Source organism: Mycolicibacterium iranicum (assembly GCF_014190915.1).
GTDB lineage: Bacteria > Actinomycetota > Actinomycetes > Mycobacteriales > Mycobacteriaceae > Mycobacterium > Mycobacterium iranicum_B.
In genome coordinates this window covers 38,020-59,318 of record NZ_JACHVU010000002.1, presented here as the reverse complement: position 1 = coordinate 59,318, position 21,299 = coordinate 38,020, and the positions used below count along the sequence as shown (strand labels likewise).

Annotated in this window: 24 protein-coding genes and 1 riboswitch; of the genes, 18 read left to right on the top strand and 6 right to left on the bottom strand. The window is 68.3% G+C overall.

All coding sequences use genetic code 11. From position 1 onward, the window contains the following. Nucleotides 1-42: 42 nt before the first annotated feature. From FHR72_RS04070 to FHR72_RS04035, 8 genes are all read left to right on the top strand, one after another. Nucleotides 43-2,949, top strand: coding sequence for a Na+/H+ antiporter subunit A (locus tag FHR72_RS04070; RefSeq protein ID WP_183466664.1), 2,907 nt, complete (start codon nt 43-45; stop codon nt 2,947-2,949). Next, entirely contained in the window at nt 2,946-3,413 is a 468-nt protein-coding gene (locus FHR72_RS04065; RefSeq protein ID WP_183466663.1) for a Na(+)/H(+) antiporter subunit C, read from the top strand. Before FHR72_RS04070 ends, FHR72_RS04065 begins: the two co-directional genes overlap by 4 nt. After that, nucleotides 3,410-5,029, top strand: a complete 1,620-nt coding sequence (locus FHR72_RS04060; RefSeq protein WP_183466662.1) for a Na+/H+ antiporter subunit D — start codon at nt 3,410-3,412, stop codon at nt 5,027-5,029. The genes FHR72_RS04065 and FHR72_RS04060 overlap by 4 nt, the downstream gene beginning before the upstream one ends. Next, nucleotides 5,026-5,562: a Na+/H+ antiporter subunit E gene (locus FHR72_RS04055; protein WP_183466661.1), complete on the top strand. Its 537-nt coding sequence runs from the start codon at nt 5,026-5,028 to the stop codon at nt 5,560-5,562. The genes FHR72_RS04060 and FHR72_RS04055 overlap by 4 nt, the downstream gene beginning before the upstream one ends. Next, entirely contained in the window at nt 5,562-5,846 is a 285-nt protein-coding gene (locus FHR72_RS04050; protein ID WP_221193093.1) for a monovalent cation/H+ antiporter complex subunit F, read from the top strand. The genes FHR72_RS04055 and FHR72_RS04050 overlap by 1 nt, the downstream gene beginning before the upstream one ends. Further along, a complete protein-coding gene (gene mnhG / locus FHR72_RS04045) occupies nt 5,843-6,211 on the top strand; it encodes a monovalent cation/H(+) antiporter subunit G (RefSeq protein WP_183466659.1) in 369 nt (122 codons plus the stop codon). The genes FHR72_RS04050 and mnhG overlap by 4 nt, the downstream gene beginning before the upstream one ends. After that, nucleotides 6,192-6,935, top strand: a complete 744-nt coding sequence (locus FHR72_RS04040) for an SAM-dependent methyltransferase (RefSeq protein ID WP_183466658.1) — start codon at nt 6,192-6,194, stop codon at nt 6,933-6,935. Before mnhG ends, FHR72_RS04040 begins: the two co-directional genes overlap by 20 nt. 63 nt (nt 6,936-6,998) lie before the next feature. Next, entirely contained in the window at nt 6,999-7,283 is a 285-nt protein-coding gene (locus FHR72_RS04035) for a hypothetical protein (RefSeq protein WP_183467217.1), read from the top strand. On the opposite strand, the gene FHR72_RS04030 is transcribed toward FHR72_RS04035, so the two are convergent. From FHR72_RS04030 to FHR72_RS04010, 5 genes are read right to left on the bottom strand one after another with little or no spacing between them, the layout of a single operon-like run. Then, nucleotides 7,284-7,916 carry an LON peptidase substrate-binding domain-containing protein gene (locus FHR72_RS04030; RefSeq protein WP_183466657.1) on the bottom strand — a complete coding sequence of 211 codons (633 nt, stop codon included), beginning with the start codon at nt 7,914-7,916 and terminating at the stop codon, nt 7,284-7,286. It lies immediately after the preceding gene. Nucleotides 7,917-7,919: 3 nt separating this feature from the next. Next, a complete protein-coding gene (locus FHR72_RS04025; protein WP_183466656.1) occupies nt 7,920-9,062 on the bottom strand; it encodes a glutamate--cysteine ligase in 1,143 nt (380 codons plus the stop codon). Beyond that, nucleotides 9,043-9,750, bottom strand: coding sequence for a superoxide dismutase[Cu-Zn] (sodC, locus tag FHR72_RS04020; RefSeq protein ID WP_183466655.1), 708 nt, complete (start codon nt 9,748-9,750; stop codon nt 9,043-9,045). The genes FHR72_RS04025 and sodC overlap by 20 nt, the downstream gene beginning before the upstream one ends. 10 nt (nt 9,751-9,760) lie before the next feature. Next, the gene (locus tag FHR72_RS04015) at nt 9,761-10,219 is read right to left on the bottom strand and encodes a LytR C-terminal domain-containing protein (protein ID WP_183466654.1); all 459 of its coding nucleotides are present in this window, start codon (nt 10,217-10,219) and stop codon (nt 9,761-9,763) included. A 42-nt stretch (nt 10,220-10,261) separates the two neighbouring features. Beyond that, nucleotides 10,262-10,570, bottom strand: a complete 309-nt coding sequence (locus tag FHR72_RS04010) for a nucleoid-associated protein NapA (protein WP_183466653.1) — start codon at nt 10,568-10,570, stop codon at nt 10,262-10,264. A gap of 148 nt (nt 10,571-10,718) precedes the next feature. Here FHR72_RS04010 and FHR72_RS04005 point away from each other — a divergent pair, with 148 nt between their 5' ends. The 4 genes from FHR72_RS04005 (at nt 10,719) to FHR72_RS03990 (ending at nt 13,658) form a co-directional block, all read left to right on the top strand. Continuing rightward, on the top strand, nt 10,719-11,312 hold the full coding sequence (locus FHR72_RS04005) for a peptide deformylase (protein WP_183466652.1): 594 nt from the start codon (nt 10,719-10,721) through the stop codon (nt 11,310-11,312). A gap of 2 nt (nt 11,313-11,314) precedes the next feature. Continuing rightward, nucleotides 11,315-12,226: an N-acetylglutamate synthase, CG3035 family gene (locus tag FHR72_RS04000; protein WP_183466651.1), complete on the top strand. Its 912-nt coding sequence runs from the start codon at nt 11,315-11,317 to the stop codon at nt 12,224-12,226. A 28-nt stretch (nt 12,227-12,254) separates the two neighbouring features. Then, nucleotides 12,255-13,070 (top strand): exodeoxyribonuclease III, encoded by an 816-nt coding sequence (locus tag FHR72_RS03995; RefSeq protein ID WP_183466650.1) that lies wholly within the window; start codon nt 12,255-12,257, stop codon nt 13,068-13,070. A 207-nt stretch (nt 13,071-13,277) separates the two neighbouring features. After that, the gene (locus tag FHR72_RS03990; RefSeq protein ID WP_183466649.1) at nt 13,278-13,658 is read left to right on the top strand and encodes a DUF7715 family protein; all 381 of its coding nucleotides are present in this window, start codon (nt 13,278-13,280) and stop codon (nt 13,656-13,658) included. Here the strand turns inward: FHR72_RS03990 and FHR72_RS03985 are convergent. Then, nucleotides 13,655-15,388, bottom strand: coding sequence for an MFS transporter (locus FHR72_RS03985; RefSeq protein WP_183466648.1), 1,734 nt, complete (start codon nt 15,386-15,388; stop codon nt 13,655-13,657). The genes FHR72_RS03990 and FHR72_RS03985 overlap by 4 nt on opposite strands. Nucleotides 15,389-15,518: 130 nt before the next feature. After that, a riboswitch (TPP riboswitch) is annotated at nt 15,519-15,628 on the top strand. Here FHR72_RS03985 and thiC point away from each other — a divergent pair. The 6 genes from thiC (at nt 15,619) to FHR72_RS03955 (ending at nt 21,297) form a co-directional block, all read left to right on the top strand. Continuing rightward, nucleotides 15,619-17,178, top strand: a complete 1,560-nt coding sequence (thiC, locus tag FHR72_RS03980; RefSeq protein ID WP_183466647.1) for a phosphomethylpyrimidine synthase ThiC — start codon at nt 15,619-15,621, stop codon at nt 17,176-17,178. It overlaps the preceding riboswitch by 10 nt. Next, nucleotides 17,175-18,011 (top strand): bifunctional hydroxymethylpyrimidine kinase/phosphomethylpyrimidine kinase, encoded by an 837-nt coding sequence (gene thiD, locus FHR72_RS03975; RefSeq protein ID WP_183466646.1) that lies wholly within the window; start codon nt 17,175-17,177, stop codon nt 18,009-18,011. The genes thiC and thiD overlap by 4 nt, the downstream gene beginning before the upstream one ends. Then, the gene (locus tag FHR72_RS03970; RefSeq protein ID WP_183466645.1) at nt 18,008-18,622 is read left to right on the top strand and encodes an alpha/beta hydrolase family protein; all 615 of its coding nucleotides are present in this window, start codon (nt 18,008-18,010) and stop codon (nt 18,620-18,622) included. Before thiD ends, FHR72_RS03970 begins: the two co-directional genes overlap by 4 nt. A 14-nt stretch (nt 18,623-18,636) precedes the next feature. After that, complete coding sequence (locus FHR72_RS03965) at nt 18,637-19,425, top strand: DUF4190 domain-containing protein (protein ID WP_183466644.1); 789 nt, start codon at nt 18,637-18,639, stop codon at nt 19,423-19,425. A 55-nt stretch (nt 19,426-19,480) separates the two neighbouring features. After that, on the top strand, nt 19,481-20,968 hold the full coding sequence (locus FHR72_RS03960) for a flavin-containing monooxygenase (RefSeq protein WP_183466643.1): 1,488 nt from the start codon (nt 19,481-19,483) through the stop codon (nt 20,966-20,968). A gap of 62 nt (nt 20,969-21,030) precedes the next feature. Continuing rightward, on the top strand, nt 21,031-21,297 hold the full coding sequence (locus FHR72_RS03955) for a DoxX-related protein (RefSeq protein WP_183466642.1): 267 nt from the start codon (nt 21,031-21,033) through the stop codon (nt 21,295-21,297). The last annotated feature ends 2 nt before the right edge of the window (nt 21,298-21,299 follow it).

The following is a 21,299-nucleotide window of genomic DNA, read 5'->3' as shown; positions in this document are numbered from 1 at the left end:
CAAGGCCGCCCGACAGCGAGCCGCCCACGACGAGACGGAGCCATGCTCGCCATCCTCGCTGCCCACGCAGTCGCCGCTGTGCTTGCACCTCTGCTGGTGTACCGGTGGGGTCGGACGGCGTTCTATCCGCTGGCCCTCGTGCCGCTCGGGTCACTGGTCTGGGTGGTGCTGAACTGGCCGGCCAGGGGGCAGGCCCACACCGTCGACGTGCCGTGGGTGCCCACCCTGTCGATGGACATCTCACTGCGCTTCGACGCACTGGCCGCCATCATGAGCGTGCTGGTCCTGGCCATCGGCGCGCTCGTGCTCTTCTACTGCGCCGACTACTTCCATCATCACGACGGGCACACCGAGAAGCGGCTGCCGAGCTTCGCCGCGGAGCTCGTCGCCTTCTCCGGCGCCATGTTCGGTCTGGTCACCAGCGACAACATGCTGCTGCTCTACGTGTTCTGGGAGATCACCACCGTGCTGTCCTTCCTGCTCGTCGGCCACTACGCCGAGCGGGCGACGAGCCGGCGCGCCGCGATGCAGGCGCTGCTGGTGACGACGTTCGGCGGGCTGGCGATGCTGGTCGGCATCGTCGTCATCGGCAACATCGCGGGGACATTCCTGCTCTCGGAGCTGATCGCGGACCCGCCGGCGGGGGTGGCCGCGTCGGTGGCGCTCGTGCTGATCCTCATCGGCGCGCTGTCGAAGTCGGCGATCGTGCCGATGCACTTCTGGCTCCCCGGCGCGATGGCCGCGCCGACCCCCGTCAGCGCCTATCTGCACGCTGCGGCCATGGTCAAGGCGGGCGTCTACCTCATCGCCCGCATGACCCCCGGCTTCGCCGACTCTCCGGAGTGGCGCCCGACGGTCGTGACACTGGGGCTGCTGACGATGCTGCTCGCGGGCTGGCGTGCCATCCGTGAATACGACCTGAAGCTGATCCTCGCCTTCGGCACCGTGAGCCAGCTCGGCTTCATCACCCTGATGGTGGGCACCGGCGGCAGCGAGATGATGCTCGCCGGCCTGGCGATGCTGTGCGCCCACGCGATGTTCAAGGCCGCACTGTTCATGGTGGTCGGCATCATCGACCACGCCACCGGGACGCGCGACATCCGCAGGCTCGCGTGGCTGGCCGACCGCAGCAAGCCGCTCGCGCTGATCGGCTGCGGGGCCGCGGCGAGCATGGCCGCGCTGCCGCCGTTCTTCGGGTTCATCGCCAAAGAGGCGGATTTCGAAACCGTGCTGCACAGCCCGTATCTCGGTGTGGCGTCGCCGTTCGTGCTGGCAGGCATCGTGGTGGGCTCGGTGCTGACCACCGTGTACACCCTGCGTTTCGTGTTCGGCGCGTTCGGCCGCAAGGGCCTGCCGCATCCGAGCACCCGGGTCGCCGAGATGCACCGGCCGGAGACGCTGTTCCTGATCCCGCCCGCGATCCTGGCGGCGGCCGGTCTGCTGTTCGGTCTGTGGCCTGCACCGCTGGACCGGGTGCTGAGCAACTACAGCGACACGGTGCCCGACCCCCGCGGGTACGAGGCCGACTACTACCTCGCCCTGTGGCACGGGGTGAACCTGCCGCTGCTGCTGTCGGGGTTGGTGCTGGCCGCGGGTGTCGCGGTGTTCGTCCTGCGTGGCCGGTTGCGCCGGGCCCGGTTCGCGTTCCTCCCGCTGGGCAATGCCGACCGCATCTACGACGCCGTGCTGCGCGGTGCCGACGTGATGTCGGTGCGGATCACCGCGCTGACCCAGCGCGGGTCGCTGCCCCAGACCCAGTCGTTCATCCTCGTCACGCTCACCCTGCTACCGATCGGTGTGCTCATGCTCGGGGCGCGCGACCGGCCCCACTTCGAGTTGTGGGAGTCCCCGCCGCAGGTGGTGGTCGGGGTGCTGATGGTCGCGGCCGCGCTCGCCGCGGTCGTCATGCGCAACCGTCTGGCAGCGGTCCTGCTCGTGGGCGTCACCGGTTACGGCTGCGGCGCGATCTTCGCCTTCCACGGCGCCCCGGATCTCGCGCTGACGCAGTTCCTCGTCGAGACCCTGACGCTGGTCGCGTTCGTCCTCGTGCTGCGCACCCTGCCTGCCGAGACCAGCCGCGCCGAGACCACGCGCTACCGCCTCCCGCGTGCCGCCCTCGCGATCGCGGTGGGCGCAGCGGTCACAACTCTGGCGGCATTCGCGATGGCCGCCCGCACCGGGCGGCCGATCGCCGAGCTGCTGCCCGACGCCGCCTATGTGCTCGGCCACGGCTCGAACACGGTCAACGTCCTCCTGGTCGACATCCGCGCCTGGGACACGATGGGCGAGGTGTCCGTCCTGCTGGTGGCGGCCACCGGCGTGGCGTCGATGGTGTTCCGCAGTCGGCGGTTCGGTTCTGCCCCAAGGGTTTCCGACGCCGGCCAGCCCGACATCGGGAAGGTGCCGGTGTCGCCGGGCACCAGCCCGGCCGCCGGCGACATCACCTGGCTGCGCGGCAGCGAGCTGCGTGATCCCCGGCACCGCTCACTCGTTCTCGAAGTGGCGACCCGCCTCATCTTCCCGGTGATGATGGTGCTGTCGGCCTACTTCTTCTTCGCCGGGCACAATGTCCCCGGCGGCGGATTCGCCGGTGGTCTGATGGCCGGCCTGGCCTTGGTGCTGCGCTATCTGGCCGGTGGACGCTACGAGCTGGGAGAGACCCTGCCGCTCGACGCCGGCAACGTGCTCGGGGCGGGGCTGACGCTGGCGGCCGGAACCGCGGCCGCCTCACTGCTTCTCGGTGCGCCCGTGCTGTCCTCTGCGGTGATCGAACTCGACGTCCCCGTCCTCGGGACCGTCAAGTTCGTCACCGCCTTGTTCTTCGACCTGGGGGTGTACCTGATCGTGGTCGGCCTGGTGCTCGACGTGTTACGCAGCCTCGGAGCCCGTATCGACGTGGAGCTCAGTGAACAGCTGCGCAGCCGGCCGCAGGCGGTGGGCCGGCCGTGACCACTTACCTCGTCCCGCTGATCCTCATCGGCGTGCTCACCAGCGCCGGCGTCTACCTCCTGCTGGAACGCAACCTGACGCGGATGCTGTTGGGGCTGTTGCTGATCAGCAACGCGATCAACCTGCTGATCCTGAACACCGGCGGACCGTCGGGCAATCCTCCGGTGCGGGGGCGCACCAGCGGAACCGAGTCGACGACCGCCGACCCACTGGCCCAGGCGATGATCCTGACGGCCATCGTCATCACGATGGGCGTCGCCGCGTTCGTGCTGGCGCTGACCTATCGCTCCTACCGGATCAACACGATCGAGGAGGTCAGCAACGACCCCGAGGACATCAGGGTCTCGCAGCTGTCGGGCAAGGAAGCCGACGAGCTCGAGGACCGTCTGGTGCCCGACGTGTCGCGCGACACCGACCTGCCCGACGAACTCGACGCGCTGCCCGGATACGAGGGGTCGCGATGATCCCCGCGCACCTCTCGTCCGTGCTGACCCCGCTGCCCGTTCTGATCCCGATGCTCGCTGCCGCGGCGACGTTGTTCGCCGGACGCCGGCCGCGTCTGCAGCGCTCGATCGCCGTCCTCGCCCTGTCGGCGGCCGTCGTGGTCTCCGGGGCACTGCTCTACCTCGCCGACCGGGACGGGACGATCGCGCTGCAGGTCGGCGGCTGGGGCCCCACCGAACCGGGCATGGGGCCGCTCGGGGTGACGCTGGTGGTCGACCGGCTGTCGGCCCTGATGCTGGTGGTGTCCTCGGTCGTGCTTCTGGCCGTGGTCTTCTACGCCATCGGGCAGGGCATCCGCGACGGTGACGAGCGCCAGCCGGTGTCGATCTTCCTGCCCACCTATCTGGTGCTGTCCGCGGGCGTCTTCATGGCCTTCCTGGCCGGCGACCTGTTCAATCTGTTCGTCGGGTTCGAGGTCCTGCTCACCGCGAGTTTCGTGCTGCTGACGATCGGGGCCAGCAAGGAACGGGTGCGTGCCGGCATCTCCTACGTGATGGTCTCGATGGTGTCCTCGCTGGTGTTCCTGTTCGGCATCGCGCTGGTCTACGCGACCACCGGGACGCTGAATCTCGCCGAGATCGCCGTGCGCCTCGACGACGTTCCGCAGGGCACGCGGATGGCGCTGTTCGCGGTGCTGCTCGTCGCGTTCGGCATCAAGGCGGCGGTGTTCCCGCTGTCGGCCTGGCTGCCCGACTCCTACCCGACCGCGCCCGCGCCCGTCACCGCGGTGTTCGCCGGCCTGCTGACCAAGGTCGGCGTGTACGCGATCATCCGTGCGCACTCGCTGCTGTTCCCCGGCGGCGCGATGGACGGCGTGCTGCTGGTGGCCGGCCTGCTGACGATGATCATCGGTATCCTGGGCGCCATCGCCCAGAGCGACATCAAGCGGCTGCTGTCGTTCACCCTCGTCAGCCACATCGGCTACATGGTCTTCGGGATCGCGTTGTCGAACCATCTGGGGATGTCAGGGGCGATCTACTACGTGGCCCATCACATCCTGGTGCAGACCACACTGTTCCTCGTCGTCGGCCTCATCGAACGGCAGGCGGGCGCCTCGACGCTGGAGCGGCTCGGCGGCCTCGCGGTGGCCAGTCCGCTGCTGGCCTTCTTCTTCGTCATCCCGGCGCTGAACCTCGGTGGCATTCCGCCGTTCTCGGGCTTCATCGGCAAGGTGGCGCTGCTGGAGGCGGGCGCCGAATCCGGGTCGGTGCTGGCGTGGATGCTGGTGGGCGGCGGCGTGGTGACGAGCCTGCTGACGCTCTACGTGGTGGCGCGGGTGTGGACCAAGGCGTTCTGGCGGTCCCGCACGGACGCGCCCGAGGGACATCTGTCGGGCCCCGCGCCGACCGCGCTGCTGGACAACACCGACGACAGCATGGACATCGAACTGCAGGACCGCGACGACGTGGGCAGGATGCCGGTGGGCATGCTGGCGCCGACCGGTGCATTGATCGTCGTCGGCCTTCTGCTCACTGTGCTGGCCGGCCCGATCTTCGCCTACAGCGACCGGGCGGCCGGTGAGGTGATCGACCGCGGCCAGTACATCAGCGCGGTGCTGGGAGGTGAGCCGCGGTGAGAAGGAACGCGCTCCGGGTCTGGATCGTGCTGTGGCTGATCCTGGTGTGGGTCCTGTTGTGGGGCAACATCTCTGCGGCCAACATCCTGTCCGGCCTGGCGGTCGCGCTCGTCATCACGCTGTTGCTGCCGCTGCCCCCGGTTCCCGTCGAGGGGCGGTTCCATCCGCTGTCGGTGCTGCGGCTCGTCGCCACGGTCGCCTACTGGCTGGTGGTCTCCTCGGTCCAGGTGGCCGCGCTGGCCGTCAAGCCGGGCAAGCCTCCGCTGACCGCCGTGCTGCGGGCGCACCTGAACGTGAAGTCGGACCTGGTGCTGGCGCTGGCGGTCAACATCATGAACCTGACCCCGGGCAACATCGTCCTGGAGATCGACCAGCCCCGGCGGATGGTCTACGTCCACGTCCTGGACGTGGGCTCGGATCGCACCGTCAACCGCTTCTACCACCAGGTCCAGATGCTGGAGCGGCTGCTGGTCGCGTCCTTCGAACGGGATGCGGACTGGAAGCCGTCGCAGGACAAGGAGGTCCGGTCGTGATGTACGTCTGGGTCGCGGCCGGGACCATGCTGTCGCTCGCGGCCCTGGTCACCATGCTGCGGATGCTTCTCGGGCCCACGACCCTGGACCGGCTCGTCGCGCTCGACACCCTCGTCGCGGTGACCATGTGCGCGATCGGCACCTGGGCGGCGTTCAGCCTCGACACCACGGTCACCTACAGCCTGACCGCGCTCGCGCTGATCACCTTCGTCGGCTCGGTGAGCGTGGCGAGGTTCCGCGTTCCCGACGTGGCGGACCCCGCGGACAAAGGACCCGAACGATGAGCGTCTCCGACATCGTGGCGAGCGTGCTGATCCTGGCCGGTTCGGCGCTCGCACTGACAGCGGCCATCGGCGTCATCCGGTTCCCCGACACCCTGTCGCGGATGCATGCCGCGACCAAGCCCCAGGTGCTCGGCCTGCTGCTGGTCCTGGCCGGTGCCGCCGTACGGCTGAGCGGTCACGTCGACGTCGGCATGCTGATCCTGACGGGCCTGTTCACGATGATCACCGCGCCGGTGATCGCCAACCGGGTGGGCCAGCTCGCCTACCGCGAGCAGAACATCCGAGACGACCTGCTGACCAGGGACGAGATGCATGAATTCGCCGCCGAACGGGAACACGGCGACCATGACAGTCGTGGACGGTGATGCCGGGGTACGTGCCGGCATCGATGCCGAGGTTCTGAGCGTCGCGCTGGCGCGCTCCTCCGAGGCGTCCTCGCGGCCGCCCCTGTTCACCGATCCGTTCGTGCGCTCGCTCCTGGACGCCTCCGCGGCCGACGAGTCGGTGCCCCAGTCCGAGCAGATCGTCGATCACGTCGCCGCGCGCACGAAATGGTTCGACGACTTCTTCCTCGCCGCCAGCTCGTCGGGCATCGCCCAGATCGTGGTGCTGTCACCGGGTCTCGACACCCGGCCGTGGAGACTGCCCTGGCTCGACGACACCGTCATCTACGAGGTGGACCGCCCCGAGATCCTGGAGTTCAAGTCCCGCATCCTGTCCGGCACCGGAGCGACGCCGACGGCGCGGTACGTGCCCGTGCCGGTCGACCGGGGTACGGACTGGACGAAAGCCCTGACCGCTTCCGGGTTCGACCACACCGATCCCAGCGCGTGGGCGGCCGAGGGCCTCCTTCCGGCGCTGGAGCCGGACACGTCCGACCATCTCCTGGAACGCGTCGATCTGTACAGTGCGCGCGGCAGCCGGATCGCGGTCGAGACCACTCCCGAAGCGGACACCGACGTCTCGTGCTGGTTGTGCGCTCGGCACTGGGAGGTCTCGGTCACCCCGGCCGAGGACCTGATGACCCGGTACCACCGGGCGGTGGCGGCTGAGGACCACAGCGTGTTCGTCGACGCCCGAAAGCTCTGACGCGGCCCTGAATCTGGTGCCCGGAGGTGCCACCCACCTCCGGTAGCGTCGACACCTATGACGCTGATGGTCGAACCGGACATCCTGCGCGCGTTCGCCGGGCAGGCGGACGCCGCTGCCTCGCTGATCACGGGCGCCGACGTCGGCACCAAGGTGTCCACCGCCGCCGACGCACTGCCCGGCTCCACCACCCAGTGGGCGGCACGACTGGTGGGTGCGCATGTCGCGACGCAGGTGCAGGCGATCGCGGACGGCGTGGTCTCGATGGGTACGGCGGTCCGTGGTGCGGGCGATTCCTACGAGGTGACCGACGTCGATCTCGCGGGCACGTTCACCGGCATCTTCTGATCACTCCGAGAGCTGGAACTCCACCATCGCGATGACGGTGTCCACCGCCTCGGACAGCGCCGTCACCCGCTCGGCGACGGTCGGCGCGGCGAGAATCGCATACCGGTCGGCCTGACCCATCGGCAGCCGGGCGGTCAACGCGTACAACCACTGCGCCGCATCCCCGGAGTCGTCGGCGCCGGCCACGATGTCGCGGGCGTTGACCTGCGCCCCGCGCGCGGCGGCGATGCGCTCGAACAGTCCGACCATCCGGTCCTCGATGTCGCGAATCGCCTCGACGTCCACCGCCGCTCCGGTCTCGTCGGGCCACACCTCGATCACCGCGCGCGGGTACGGATCGTCGGGCAGCCATTCGACCACCCGGATGCGCTCTCCCATCACGCATTTCATGCGGTATCGACCCTCACCCAGGTCGGCGTACTCGGCGATGCGCGCCAGCGCTCCGACGTCGCTGCGGGCATCGCCGCCGCCGACCTCGCGGCCCGCGGCGATCAGCACCACTCCGAACACCGGGTCGTCGGTCGTCAGGCAGGCCTGCACCATGGCCGAGTACCGCGGCTCGAAGATCCGCAGCGGCAGTTCCTCCCCGGGCAGCATCGCCACCTCGAGCGGGAACATCGGCAGGGTGGGCATCGGTCAGAGCACCAGCTCGCTGACGAGTGCGTCGACCACGGCCCGCAGATCGCCGTCGTGTTCCTCGGCGACGCGGCGCTGACGCTGATACGACGCGCCCGTCCGGTAGATGTCGGGGATCCGGGCCAGCTCCTCCACGCAGCCGAGGCGCCGGGCCACCGGCTGCAGGCGCTCCAGCAGGTCGTCGAGATCGTCGGTGACGAGACGTTCGTTGCTCTCCGCGTCGAGGATGATGATGGCGTCCAGGCCGTAACGCGCTGCGCGCCACTTGTTTTCCTGAACATGCCAGGGCGGCATCACCGGCAATGACTCCCCGGCGTCCATCCGGCGATCCAGGTCGACGATCAGGCAGTGGGTCAGCGCGACCAACGCGGAGAGCTCGTGCAGATTGGAGACGCCGTCGAAGATCCTGACCTCGATGGTGCCGAGGTGTGGCGAAGGCCGTATGTCCCAACGGATCTCGTTCATGTGATCGATGATCCCGGTCTTCTTCTGATCCCGGACGAATCCCTCGAACTCGCGCCACTCCTGGAAATGGAACGGCAGACCGGCCGTCGGCAACTGCTGGAACATCATCGCGCGGTTGCTCGCATACCCGGTGTCCTCACCGTCCCAGAACGGCGAGGACGCCGACAGTGCCAGCAGATGCGGGTACTGGTGCAGCAGCGAGGTGATGATGGGCATCACCTTGTGCGCCGAGGACACCCCGACGTGCACGTGCACGCCCCAGATGGTCATCTGCCTGCCCCACCACTGCGTCCGTTTGATCAGCTCGGCGTATCGCGGTGCGTCCGTGAGCTTTTGCGCCGACCAGTCCGCGAACGGATGGGTACCGGCGCAGAACAGGTCCATGCCCCGCTCGCGCACCACCGTGCGCACCGGACGCAGGGTGGCGGCCAGGTCCTCCATCGCCTCCCGAGAGTTCTCGCAGATCCCGGTGACGACCTCGACGGTGTTGCGCAGCAGTTCTTTGTGGACATGCGGGTTCTCGCCGATCTCGGCGATCACCGATGCGGCCTCGTTACTCAGGTCGCGGGTGTCCGCGTCGACGAGCGCGAACTCCCATTCGACGCCGACGGTCGGACGTACCGACCCGGCGAAATCGATACGGCTACTTGACCTGAGGTCAGGACCCGGTGATGACACCGCAGGCCACCCGCGCTCCGGCGTCGCCGGTCGCCAGGGTGGTCTCGTCCGGTGGCGGAGCACCGTCGACCTGCTGGTAACGCTCCGGCGGGATGTTGGCGAAGTTGTCGGCCTTCTCGTGGATGATGATCGCGGTGCCACCACCGTTGAGCAGGTCCTGGGCGGTGAAGGCGTCGGTGGTGGTCACCACGCGCGCCGAACCGTCCTCGCGGACCTGCAGGGAGGACAGGTCGCCGCTGGCGGGGTGTCCGCTGTGGCCCTGCACCTGGAAGTGTCCGCCGGCAGAGTTGAAGTTGCCGGGCGCGCCGCCGTTCGGGGCCACCGAGTTGGGCTCGCACTTGCCCACGGAATGGATGTGCATCCCGTGGAACCCCGGGGCGAGTTTGCCCTCGGTGGTGGTCTCCACGGTGACCGTGGCGTAGCCGTCGGAGAACACGATCTCGGCGTTGGCGATGGTGCTGCCGTCCGGTCCGTTCAACTCGGCCGTCAGGGTCTGGCCGCTGCCCTCTCCGGAGCCGCTCTGCTCCGATCCCTCTCCTTCGGGCCCCGCCGACGGCGAGGGCGATCCGGTCCACACCGACGGCGTGGTCCCGGGGGTATCCGAGGGCACTTCTCCGGGAGGGGCACACGCACTCAACGCAAGTGCGGGCACTGCGAACAAGGTGGCGGCAGCGACGGACCTGAGCATGTGCAAGAGCCTAGCCGGTGACCAGTACCACCACGCCCGGTGGCTGCTCTCTGAGTTCGGGCACGCGCGGGGCGACGGGTGCTTCCAGCAATCGACCGACCTCTTCGGCAGCCTGCTGCTCGCCGGGCGTCTCGCCGAAGTACACCGTGGTCACCGCGACGTCGGGCACCGCGAGGTTGCCGGTTTCGGCGACGTTCCACTTACCGTCGCGCAGCCGGGCGGCGATGGCCTCGGCGGCGCCCTCGGTCTCGGAGATGTTGAAGACACGCACCTCCGGCCGGGCCGGCTCTTCGGGAGCCGAGGTGGTCGTGGCCGTGGTCGTGACGGTGGCCGAGGCCGCCGATGAGTCTCCGTCGTCGGAGCCGCTGCTCAACGCCTGGAACCCGACGAGCAGGAACACGACACCGAGGAAGAGCAGCACCATCACGATGGCGCGCAGGGGCAGTCCCGAGGATTCTCGTTGGTTCATCGGCGCCTACTGTATCGCGGGCCCGGTCGGCTCCCGGTCTCCCTAAGTGATGTCGAAGCCCAGGCGGCGCGCCGCGCGGGCCTTCTGCCTACTGGCCCTCAACCGCCGCAGGCGCTTCACCAGCATGGGGTCCACCGCCAGGGCTTCGGGCCGGTCCACCAGCGCATTGAGCACCTGGTAGTAGCGGGTCGCCGACATGGAGAAGAGCTCTTTGATGGCGTCTTCCTTGGAGCCGGCGTACTTCCACCACTGGCGCTCGAAGGCCAAGATGTCGTGCTCGCGACGGGTCAGTCCGTCGGTGGGCTCGGTGTCGTCCCCAGAACGCTCAGCCCTCGCGATGGCGCCGTCCATATCGCTTATTGGACCCTTCCGGAAATCGAAATGACATACATGTGGTTTCGGCGAGTATCTAATCACGGTTGGATCACGTACACCGTCATCATCGCCGCGAGTCGGCGGCGGAAACAGCCGCGTTCAGCTCTCCCCTAAGCTCCTGGGCATGGCCGTACGACCGATCCGCATCGTGGGAGATCCCGTCCTGCACACGGCGACCGAGCCGGTGCCCGTCGGAGACGATGGTTCGCTGCCCGCCGACATCGCCGATCTCATCCGAGATCTGTACGACACGATGGACGCCGCGAACGGAGTCGGGCTGGCGGCGAACCAGATCGGGGTGAACAAGCGCGTCTTCGTCTATGACTGCGCGGACGCCCGCAAGAACACCTCGCGTCGCCGCGGCGTCGTCGTCAACCCGGTGCTGGAGACCTCCGAGGTTCCCGAGACCATGCCCGACCCCGACGATGACGACGAGGGTTGCCTGTCGGTGCCCGGTGAGTCGTTCCCGACGGGACGGGCCGACTGGGCGCGCGTGAGTGGGCTGGACGCCGACGGGACACCGATCACCATCGAGGGCAACGACCTGTTCGCGCGGATGTTGCAGCACGAGACCGGCCATCTCGACGGTTTCCTCTATCTGGACAGGCTGATCGGGCGTAACGCCCGCAGCGCGAAGAAGGCGGTCAGGAACCACGGGTGGGGCGTGCCGGGTCTGTCGTGGATGCCCGGCGAGGATCCCGATCCGTTCGGACACTGAGGGTGCCCGAGCTGCCCGAGGTCGGCACCAGGGTCAGCCTGCGCTACCGGTTGCCGGCGGATGCCGAGCGGCCGATGACCGACGTGGTGGGGCACATCCTCGACCCCGGCAACCATCCCGGGGCAGTGGTGCGTGTGCGCACCCGGCACGGCGACATCGTGGACGTCGCGCGCGACGACGTGCTGGCGGTGCGGGTCGTCCCCGAGATGCCGGTGCGCACCGGTGAGATCCGCAACCTCGAGCACGCGGCAGCGCTGGGCTGGCCGGGGGTCGAGCACCGGTGGCTCGACGGCTGGCTGCTGCGCTCCGGGCGCGGCGTGACGCGGCGGGCGAATTCGGCGGTACCGCTGCGGTTTTCGTCTTTCGCCGAGGTGGCCGACGTGCTGGACTGGTACCGGAACCGCGGGCTTCCCGCGCTGGTGTCGGCCCCGGATCGCCTGATCCGGCTTCCGGACGGCATCCAGGCTGATGCCGAAAACCTGGTCATGGCAACGGATGTCGTGCCCTCCGTGTCGGTCAGCGTGGCCCCGCGTCCCGACGACGCGTGGCGGCGCCTCTACCAACGCGAGGTTCCGGTCGACGTCCTGACGGCCGTCATCGACGGCCACGTGGGGTTCGGGGAGTTGGCCGGGGCCGCCGTGGGCCGGGTGGCCGTGACCGAGGCGCCGGACGGGACGCGCTGGGCGGGGGTGTCGGCGGTCCACGTCGTCGAGTCCGCCCGCCGGCGGGGCCTGGCACGCGAATTGTGCGCCGGGCTGCTCACCTGGGCGCACGAGCATGGCGCCACCCGGGCCTACGTGCAGGTGGTCGCCGAGAACACCGCCGCCCGTGCGCTCTACGAGTCGATGGGGTTCGTGGTCCACCACCGCTCCCGGTATGTCCGCGCCGAGCATCTGCTGTCACGGAATCGGTGACGGCGCCCCCGCACGTAGGGTGATCGCTATGCGCTTGGCCACCTGGAACGTCAACTCGATCCGCACCCGCGTCGACCGCGTCACCGACTGGCTGGAACGCGCCGACGTCGACGTCCTGGCCATGCAGGAGACGAAGTGCAACGACGACCAGTTCCCGACGATGCCGTTCGCGGCGTTGGGGTACGAGGTCGCCCACTGCGGCTTCAATCAGTGGAACGGTGTCGCCATCGCGTCCCGGATCGGCATCGAGAACGTCGAGGTCGGCTTCCCGGGTCAACCGACGTGGAGCGACAAGCCCGAGGTGGAGGCGGCCGCCGAGGCCCGCGCGCTGGGTGCGACCTGCGGCGGGGTGCGGGTGTGGAGCCTCTACATCCCCAACGGCCGCACGGTCGATTCGCCCCACTACGCCTACAAGCTGGAATGGCTTGCCGCGCTTCGTGACACGGCGTCGTCCTGGTTGACGTCCGACCCGTCGGCGCCCATCGCGCTGGTCGGAGACTGGAACATCGCGCCCGTCGACGACGACGTCTGGGACATCTCGCTGTTCACCCACAGCACGCATGTCACCGAACGCGAGCGGTCCGCGTTCACCGCAGTCGTCGACGCGGGATTCTCCGATGTCGTAAGGCCTTTCACGCCGGGCCCGGGCACGTTCACCTACTGGGATTACACGCAGTTGCGGTTCCCCAAGAACCGTGGCATGCGCATCGACTTCATCCTGGGTTCCCCCGCGCTGGCCGAGCGGGTGACCCACGCCGAGATCGCCCGCGACGAGCGGAAGACGGGCAAGAACCGCGTCGGTTCACCCAGCGACCACGCGCCGGTGGTGGTGGACCTCGCATAGGTCCGGTTCTGCGTCTCGGCGCGCTGCCGGCTCGATGGCCGGAAATTGACGCCGGCTGGCAGTACTACGCCGATGCAACTTGTCGGTGGACGGTGGCATAGTCGAACGCATATTCGAAGGATGGGTTGACGGGAAGGTCCTCGCGGTGGTCGAGGCCGCCCATCGCCACGCACCCCGACGAACCCCCACCCTTCTAGGAGGCGACCCGTGAAGATCCTTGTGGCGACCAGCCATACGCAGGGAACGCACCCCGGCGACTACCACTTCTGCATCGAGCGTGAGCTCGTCTGGATCCAGGAGCCGTGCTGCCGTGACCTGCAGAATCCGGACGGCCCGTGCGGGTGTGGGCGCGGCTTCGCCGGGGCGGCCTCGCATCGGGCCACCACGACCGCGATGGTCGTCGAATCCGGACTGTCGCGCGACGACGTCATTCTCGCGTTCGAGACGAGCCTGTCCGACGGAGGATGGCCCGCGGCGTGGGCGGAGGATGTCGCGGACGAAAACCTGGAGATCGCTGCGCGGTTGCCCGCCGGAGCGATCATCACCCGGAAGCTGGAGAGCTTCTTCGTCCGCGGGGCGCTGTTCTAGGAACGTTCGGCGTCTTCGGCGTACCGGCCGGGATTGAACAGCGAGGCGATCAGGCCGATGACCATCATGGCCGCGGCGGCAGCGAACACCACGACGAGGCCCGCATGGAACGGTTCGATGATCAGGTGCGGGAAGAAGGTCTGGCCGGTGAGCACCTCGGCGTTGACCCCCGGCTGCTGCAGCGCGTGGTAGGGCTCGAGCAGCTCGGCGATGGGGTTGTAGCCCAGGAACGCCGCGAACAGGCTTCCCACGGGCGGCAATTCGGCCACCTGACCGGCCACGTCCGCCGAAACGCCCTGCGCCTGAAGGCCGCTACTCAACGTGCCGGGCAGCGTGTTCGCCAGCCCGACGATCATCAGCGAGAAGAAGATGCCGATCGACAGCGAGGACCCCGCGTTGAAGAAGGTGGCCCGCACGCCCGATGCCGCGCCACGCTCGGAGGCGGGCACACTCGACATGATGGCGGCCGTATTCGGGGCGGTGAAAATGCCGCCGCCCACACCGTTGAGGAAGATGAGGACCGCGAACACCCGGTAGTCGAAGTCCACCGGGATCATCACCAGCGCGATGAACGACGCCGCCATGAGTGCCATGCCGCCCACGGTCAACGGCCTGGCGCCATAACGATCAGAGAGCCACCCCGCGATCGGCCCGGCGAGCAGGAACCCGATGGTGATGGGCAGCATGTAGATGGCCGCCCACAGCGGTGTCACCTCGAAGTCGTAGCCGCGCAGGGGAAGCCAGATCCCCTGCAACCAGATGATCAGCATGAACTGCAGGCCGCCCCGGCCCATCGAGGACATGAACCCCGCGACGTTGCCCATGCCGAAGGACGCAGAGGTGAATAGCCGGATGTTGACCATCGGCTGCGCGACCCGCAGTTCGACGAAGCAGAACACCACCAGCAGGGCCAGCCCCGCCGCGATCGACCCGAACACCCACGGGTTGGTCCACCCCGTCGTCGATGTGCCGTAGGGCTGGATGCCGTAGGTGATGCCGATCAGCAGCACCGTCAGCCCGACACCGAACGTCACGGTGCCCGCCCAGTCGAGTCGGCCCGGCGAACGGACGCCCATTTCGCGCAGAGACCGCAGGCTCCAGATGGTGCCGGCCAGACCGATCGGCACGCCCACCCAGAAGATGGCCTGCCAGTGCCATTCGGAGAGCACGCCACCGATCAGCAGACCCAGGAAGGACCCCGCGACCGCGGCGACCATGTTGACCCCGAGTGCCATACCGCGCTGGTTCGCCGGGAACGCGTCGGTGAGGATCGCCGACGACGACGCCATCAGCATGGCCCCGCCGATCCCCTGGATCACCCGCCACGCGATGAGCCAGATCGCCCCGCCGTCGAGCGTGAACGGGTCGAAGGACAGCGCGATCGCCGCGACGGTGAACACCGCGAAACCGATGTTGTAGATCCGCACGCGGTCGAACATGTCACCGAGGCGGCCGAACGGCACCACCAGGACCGCGGTGACGACCAGGTAGCCCATCAACATCCACAGCAGATAGCTGATGTTGGACGGCGCCAGCGGGTTCAGGCCGATGCCGCGGAAGATCGCCGGCAGCGAGATCAGCACGATCGATGCGTTGACCGTCGCCAGCAGCGTGCCCAGCGTCGTGTTCGACAACACGATCCACTTGTAGTGCGGATGGCCGGCACCCACCCGGATACGGCGCCGCGCGGTCTCCGATGCTGCGGTATCGGTCTCGATCTCAGTCGTCATCGCTCACTCACCTCGCCCACAAAGAACATATATTAGCTATACAAATCTTCTCCGGGCAATTCGAGCAGAGCAGCCCTGTTCCTGTGCCGCGCCTGTTCCCTGCGCTGCCCCGCTGCGCTAGCGTGGCATTCGTCCAACACGCGGGAGCGCGTACCGAGCGCGCTGAGAGGACGGGTAGGCCCGTCGACCGTACGAACCTGACCGGGTAATGCCGGCGTAGGGAGAACTCAGTGACCGACGTATCCATCGCACCCGCTGTCACCACCGGCCCGATCGCCGGCAGCACGAAGGTCTACCGCAACGGGGTCCCGGTCCGCCGGGTCCACCTGACCAACGGCGAACATCTCGACCTCTACGACACCTCGGGCCCGTACACCGACGAGGAGGCCGTCATCGACCTCGACGCCGGCCTACCGCGCCGCGAGGTCATCCGCGATCGCGGCACCCAGTTGCAGCGCGCCCGCACGGGTGAGGTCACCCCCGAGATGTCGTTCATCGCCGAACGCGAGGGTGTGTCCGCCGAACTCGTCCGGGACGAGGTCGCCCGTGGCCGCGCCGTGATCCCGGCCAACCACAATCACCCCGAGGCCGAGCCGATGGTCATCGGCAAGGCCTTCGCGGTGAAAGTCAATGCCAACATCGGAAATTCGGCGGTCAGCTCGTCGATCGCCGAGGAGGTCGACAAGATGGTGTGGGCCACCCGCTGGGGCGCCGACACCATCATGGATCTGTCCACCGGCCGCGACATCCACCAGACCCGCGAGTGGATCCTGCGCAACTCGCCGGTGCCGGTCGGCACGGTGCCGATGTACCAGGCGCTGGAACGGGTCGGCGGCGACCCCGTCCAGCTCACCTGGGAGGTGTACCGCGACACCGTCATCGAACAGTGCGAGCAGGGCGTGGACTACATGACGGTGCACGCCGGCGTGCTGTTGCGCCACATCCCGCTGACGGTGAACCGGGTGACCGGCATCGTCAGCCGCGGCGGTTCCATCATGGCCGCGTGGTGCCTGGCCCATCATCGGGAATCGTTCCTGTACACCCACTTCGACGAGCTCTGTGACATCCTCGCCCGCTACGACGTGACCTTCTCGCTGGGTGACGGGCTGCGTCCGGGCTCGATCGCCGATGCCAACGACGCCGCCCAATTCGCCGAGCTCCGCACCCTCGGCGGATTGACCCGGGTCGCGAAAAGCCATGGCGTGCAGGTCATGATCGAAGGACCGGGCCACGTGCCGATGCACAAGATCGTCGAGAACGTCCGCCTCGAAGAGGAACTGTGTGACGAGGCCCCGTTCTACACCCTGGGCCCGCTGGCCACCGACATCGCACCCGCCTACGACCACATCACCTCGGCCATCGGCGCGGCGATCATCGCCCAGGCCGGTACCGCGATGCTCTGCTATGTCACCCCGAAGGAACACCTCGGGCTGCCCAACCGCAAGGACGTCAAGGACGGCGTGATCGCCTACAAGATCGCTGCGCACGCAGCAGATCTCGCCAAGGGCCACCCCGGGGCGCAGGCCCGCGACGACGCCCTGTCCCGAGCCCGGTTCGAATTCCGGTGGGAGGACCAGTTCCACCTGTCGCTGGACCCCGACACCGCCCGCGAATTCCACGACGAGACCCTCCCTGCCGCACCCGCCAAGACCGCCCACTTCTGCTCGATGTGCGGCCCGAAGTTCTGCTCCATGCGCATCAGCCACGAGGTGCAGGAAGCGATGGCCCAGAAATCCCGCGAATTCGCCGAACAGGGGAACCAGGTGTACCTACCGGTGGTGACGACATGAACTTCCTCCCGCTGACCCCGCCGGGCCAGACACCGTTGCGGGTGTTGACCATCGCCGGGTCCGACTCGGGCGGTGGCGCCGGGATCCAGGCCGACATGCGCACCTTCGCGCTCCTCGGGCTGCACGGACTCGTCGCTGTCACCGCCGTCACGGTGCAGAACTCGGTCGGCGTCAAGGGTTTTCACGAGATCCCCCTCGACATCGTCGCCGGTCAGATCGAGGCGGTGGCCTCCGACATCGGCGCGCAGGCCGCCAAGACCGGCATGCTCGCGTCGTCGGAGATCATCGAGACGATCACCGACACGTGGGTGGCCCAGGGTCTCGACGGGACCGTGCCGCTGGTCGTCGACCCGGTGTGCGCATCCATGCACGGCGATCCGCTGCTGCACCCCAGCGCGCTGGATGCCCTGCGGCAGAAGCTCTTACCGCTGGCCACGGTCGTCACCCCCAATCTCGACGAGGTGCGACTGCTCACGGGGGTGGAGGTCGTCGACACAGAGAGCCAGCGCGAGGCGGCAAGGGCGCTGCACGCACTCGGGCCGCAGTGGGCGCTGGTGAAGGGCGGGCACCTGCGATCCTCACCACACAGCCCCGATCTGCTGTTCGACGGCACCGAATTCCACGAGTTCGACACCGTCCGCATCGACACCGGCCACGATCACGGCGCGGGTGACACCCTGGCCGCAGCAACGGCGAGCGCCCTCGCCCACGGGTACCCGGTTCCGGAGGCCGTGGCGTTCGGCAAGCAGTGGGTGACCGAATGTCTGCGTGCCGCATATCCCTTGGGCCACGGGCATGGACCCGTCTCGGCGCTGTTCAGGCTGAACGGGTGAACCTCGACGGCATCGCCGGCGTGGCACACGAACCCGAAGGGACCCCTGCGGGCGTGGTCGCCCTGACCCACGGCGCCGGTGGCAACCGCGACTCGCCGATGCTGCGCGCACTGTGCGACGAGTGGGCCCGCCGCGGCTGGCTCGCCGTGCGCTACAACCTGCCCTACCGCCGTCGCCGCCCCAAGGGCCCGCCGTCGGGTTCCGCGGCCGCCGATATCGAGGGCATCGTCGACGCCGTCGCGACGGTCCGGGCGCTGGCCGACGGGCCGGTCATCGCCGGCGGTCATTCCTACGGCGGTCGCATGACCTCGATGGCCGTCGCCGACGGCCTGCATCTCGACGTGCTGACCCTGTTCTCCTACCCCCTGCACCCGCCGGGCAAGCCCGAACGCGCCCGGGTCGAGCACCTGCCCCGCATCACCGTGCCCACGGTGTTCACCCACGGAACCGCGGACCCGTTCGGCACCCTCGACGAGATCCGCCCGGCCGCCGGGCTCATCGGCGCCGCGACCGACATCGTCGAGGTGACGGGGGCGCGGCACGATCTCGGATCGAAGAAGCTCGACGTTCCCGCGCTGGCGGTCGACGCGGCACTTCGCCGACTCGGCTGAGCTATCGTCGCAGCGTGACCGTACCGCCGCCACCGCAAGGGCCGCCGTCAGGGCCGCCACCGCCCTACGGCCAGGGCGAGGGCCGGCCCCAGTACGGTCAACCCGCCTACGAGCAGCCCGCGTACGGTCAACCCGCCTACGAGCAGCCCGCGTACGGCCAGCCCGCGTACGGCCAGGAGTACGGGCAACCGTATCCACCGCCGCCGCCCATGCCGTATCAGGGCGAGCAGGGCCAGCCGTACTTCACGCCCGCCCCGAGGACCAACTGGTGGGCGATCGTCTCCCTGATCTTCGGTGTCATCGGTGGTGTCCTGGTCGCCCTGGTCTGCGGCATCGTCGGGCTGAACAAGGCCAAGGAGTACCGCACCGGCCGCGGCATGGCCATCGCCGGCATCGTGCTCTCGGTGCTCTGGACGATCGGCATCGCCATCTTCGTGGTGACCGTCGCCAACAGCGACCGCGTGACGGCCACCGAGGTCGCGGTGGGCGACTGCCTGTCCGAGATCCCCGACGGGGAGCGCGTCCTGACCGTCAAGACCGTCAGCTGCGAGGAACGCCACGCCGGCGAGGTGTTCGCCGTGCTGACCATGCCCGACGGCGACTTCCCCGGCCAGGCCGCCGTCGAGGCGTACCACGAGAGGTGCAGCCCCGAGCTCGTCAGCTACTCGCCTCAGTCGATGATGGACGACTCCGTGCAGCTCTACGTCCTCTACCCCACCCCCGAGACCTGGGCCAACGGCGACCGGGCCGTGACCTGCATCGCCACCCTCGACCCTCCGCGGACGGGATCCATCCGCGGCTGACGTCTCCGGTGGCCGGGGTTTCTCGCGACACCGATACCTCGGGTACCGTTCAGCCATGACTTCGGAGCACTTCGACGCGGTCATCGTGGGAGCCGGGTTCGCGGGTATCGGCGCTGCCATCCAGCTCAAGCGGATGGGCATCGAGAACTTCGTGATCCTCGACCGCGAGGACGACCTCGGCGGCACCTGGTACGTCAACCACTACCCGGGCCTGGCCGTCGACGTCCCCACGACCACCTACTCGTACTTCTTCGAGCCGAACCCGAATTGGTCTCGACTGTTCTCCACCGGCAACGAGATCAAGCAGTACGCCGACGACGTCGCCGACAAGTACGACGTCCGCCGCCACATCCGCTTCCGCACCACCGTCGAGGGCGCCCGTTGGGACGAGGACGCCCAGCTCTGGCGGGTCGGCCTCGCCGACGGCGAGACGGTCGCCGCCCGATACCTGCTCACGGCCACCGGTTTCCTGTCGCAGCCGCACGTCCCCGACATCCCCGGCATCACGGAGTTCGACGGGCGCGTCCTCCACACCACCGCCTGGGACGACTCCTACGACCCGACCGGCGAGCGGATCGGCATCATCGGCACCGGCGCGACCGCCGTCCAGCTCATCCCCGAGCTCGCGAAGAAGGCCGCCGACCTCACCGTCTACCAACGCACCCCGATCTGGGTCGTCCCGAAGATCGACTTCCGCTTCTCCGAACGCAGCAAGCGGCTGTTCGCGCGGGTTCCGGTGACGCAGCGCATCATTCGGGCCATCACCGACACCATCTACGAGCTCATGGTCTCGGTCGCGGTGCTGCGCAACCGGCAGACCCGCGGCAGGTTCAACATCGCCGCCGGCGATCTGGCCAAGATGTTCCGCTTCGCCGTGATCCGCGACAAGGAGCTTCGGGCCAAGCTGACACCTGACTACGACTTCGGCTGCAAGCGGCCCACGTTCTCCAACAGCTACTACCGCACCTTCACGAAACCCCATGTTCACCTGCAGGACAACGGGATCGAGCGTGTCGAAGCCGACGGCATCGTCAACAAGGACGGCACCAAGACCACCATCGACACGCTGGTGCTGGCCACCGGCTTCGACCTGTGGGAAGCGAATTTCCCCGCCATCGAGGTCATCGGCCGCGAGGGACGCAACCTCGGCAAGTGGTGGCGCGAAACCCGGTTCCAGGCCTACCAGGGCGTCTCGATGCCGTACTTCCCGAACTACCTGTCGCTGGCCAGCCCGTATGCGTTCCTCGGTCTGAACTTCTTCAACACGATGGAATACCAGATGCGGCACATGGACCGCCTCTTCGGCGAGTTGAAGCGCCGCGGCGCAACGACGTTCGAGATCACCGAGGACGCCAACACCCGCTACCTGGACCGGATGACCGAACTGCTGGGCGACTCGCTGTTCCTCAACGGCAGCTGCGAGTCGGCCCGGTCGTACTACTTCAACCCGGCCGGTGAGCCGACGCTGCTGCGGCCGACCTCGACCAAGGACGCGATCCGCGAGGCCTCGGACTTCCCGATCACCGACTACGCCATCAGGTAGTCGCCATCCGGTAGCCGCCATCAGGTAGTCGACAACAGCCGGCCGTCCACTACTATCCGGCTGTGCCCAAAGAAAATTCGCGCGTCGCCACCGTCGCCGGCCTGGCTCTGGCCGGAACCGGTCTGTCCCACTTCGTCGCCCCGCACCTCTACGAGGACCTCACCAAGCAGGCGTTCCCGACGAACACCCGGCAGCACGTGTACATCGACGGCGCCCTCGAAACGGCGGTGGGGCTCGGCATCGCGTCCCCGAAGACCCGCAAGCTGGCGCTCGTCGGCCTGGTCGCCTACCTGGGCTACATGCTTGCGAACGTCGCCCGCAACCGCTGACC

Coding starts and splice junctions, on each gene's coding strand:
- FHR72_RS03985 (WP_183466648.1), bottom strand. CDS start 15,388: ATGACGACTGAGATCGAGACCGATACCGCAGCATCGGAGACCGCGCGG.
- mnhG (WP_183466659.1), top strand. CDS start 5,843: ATGAGCGTCTCCGACATCGTGGCGAGCGTGCTGATCCTGGCCGGTTCG.
- FHR72_RS04015 (WP_183466654.1), bottom strand. CDS start 10,219: ATGAACCAACGAGAATCCTCGGGACTGCCCCTGCGCGCCATCGTGATG.
- FHR72_RS04040 (WP_183466658.1), top strand. CDS start 6,192: ATGACAGTCGTGGACGGTGATGCCGGGGTACGTGCCGGCATCGATGCC.
- FHR72_RS04060 (WP_183466662.1), top strand. CDS start 3,410: ATGATCCCCGCGCACCTCTCGTCCGTGCTGACCCCGCTGCCCGTTCTG.
- FHR72_RS03995 (WP_183466650.1), top strand. CDS start 12,255: ATGCGCTTGGCCACCTGGAACGTCAACTCGATCCGCACCCGCGTCGAC.
- FHR72_RS04050 (WP_221193093.1), top strand. CDS start 5,562: ATGTACGTCTGGGTCGCGGCCGGGACCATGCTGTCGCTCGCGGCCCTG.
- FHR72_RS04010 (WP_183466653.1), bottom strand. CDS start 10,570: ATGGACGGCGCCATCGCGAGGGCTGAGCGTTCTGGGGACGACACCGAG.
- sodC (WP_183466655.1), bottom strand. CDS start 9,750: ATGCTCAGGTCCGTCGCTGCCGCCACCTTGTTCGCAGTGCCCGCACTT.
- thiD (WP_183466646.1), top strand. CDS start 17,175: ATGAACTTCCTCCCGCTGACCCCGCCGGGCCAGACACCGTTGCGGGTG.
- FHR72_RS03960 (WP_183466643.1), top strand. CDS start 19,481: ATGACTTCGGAGCACTTCGACGCGGTCATCGTGGGAGCCGGGTTCGCG.
- FHR72_RS04030 (WP_183466657.1), bottom strand. CDS start 7,916: ATGCCCACCCTGCCGATGTTCCCGCTCGAGGTGGCGATGCTGCCCGGG.
- FHR72_RS04070 (WP_183466664.1), top strand. CDS start 43: ATGCTCGCCATCCTCGCTGCCCACGCAGTCGCCGCTGTGCTTGCACCT.
- FHR72_RS04005 (WP_183466652.1), top strand. CDS start 10,719: ATGGCCGTACGACCGATCCGCATCGTGGGAGATCCCGTCCTGCACACG.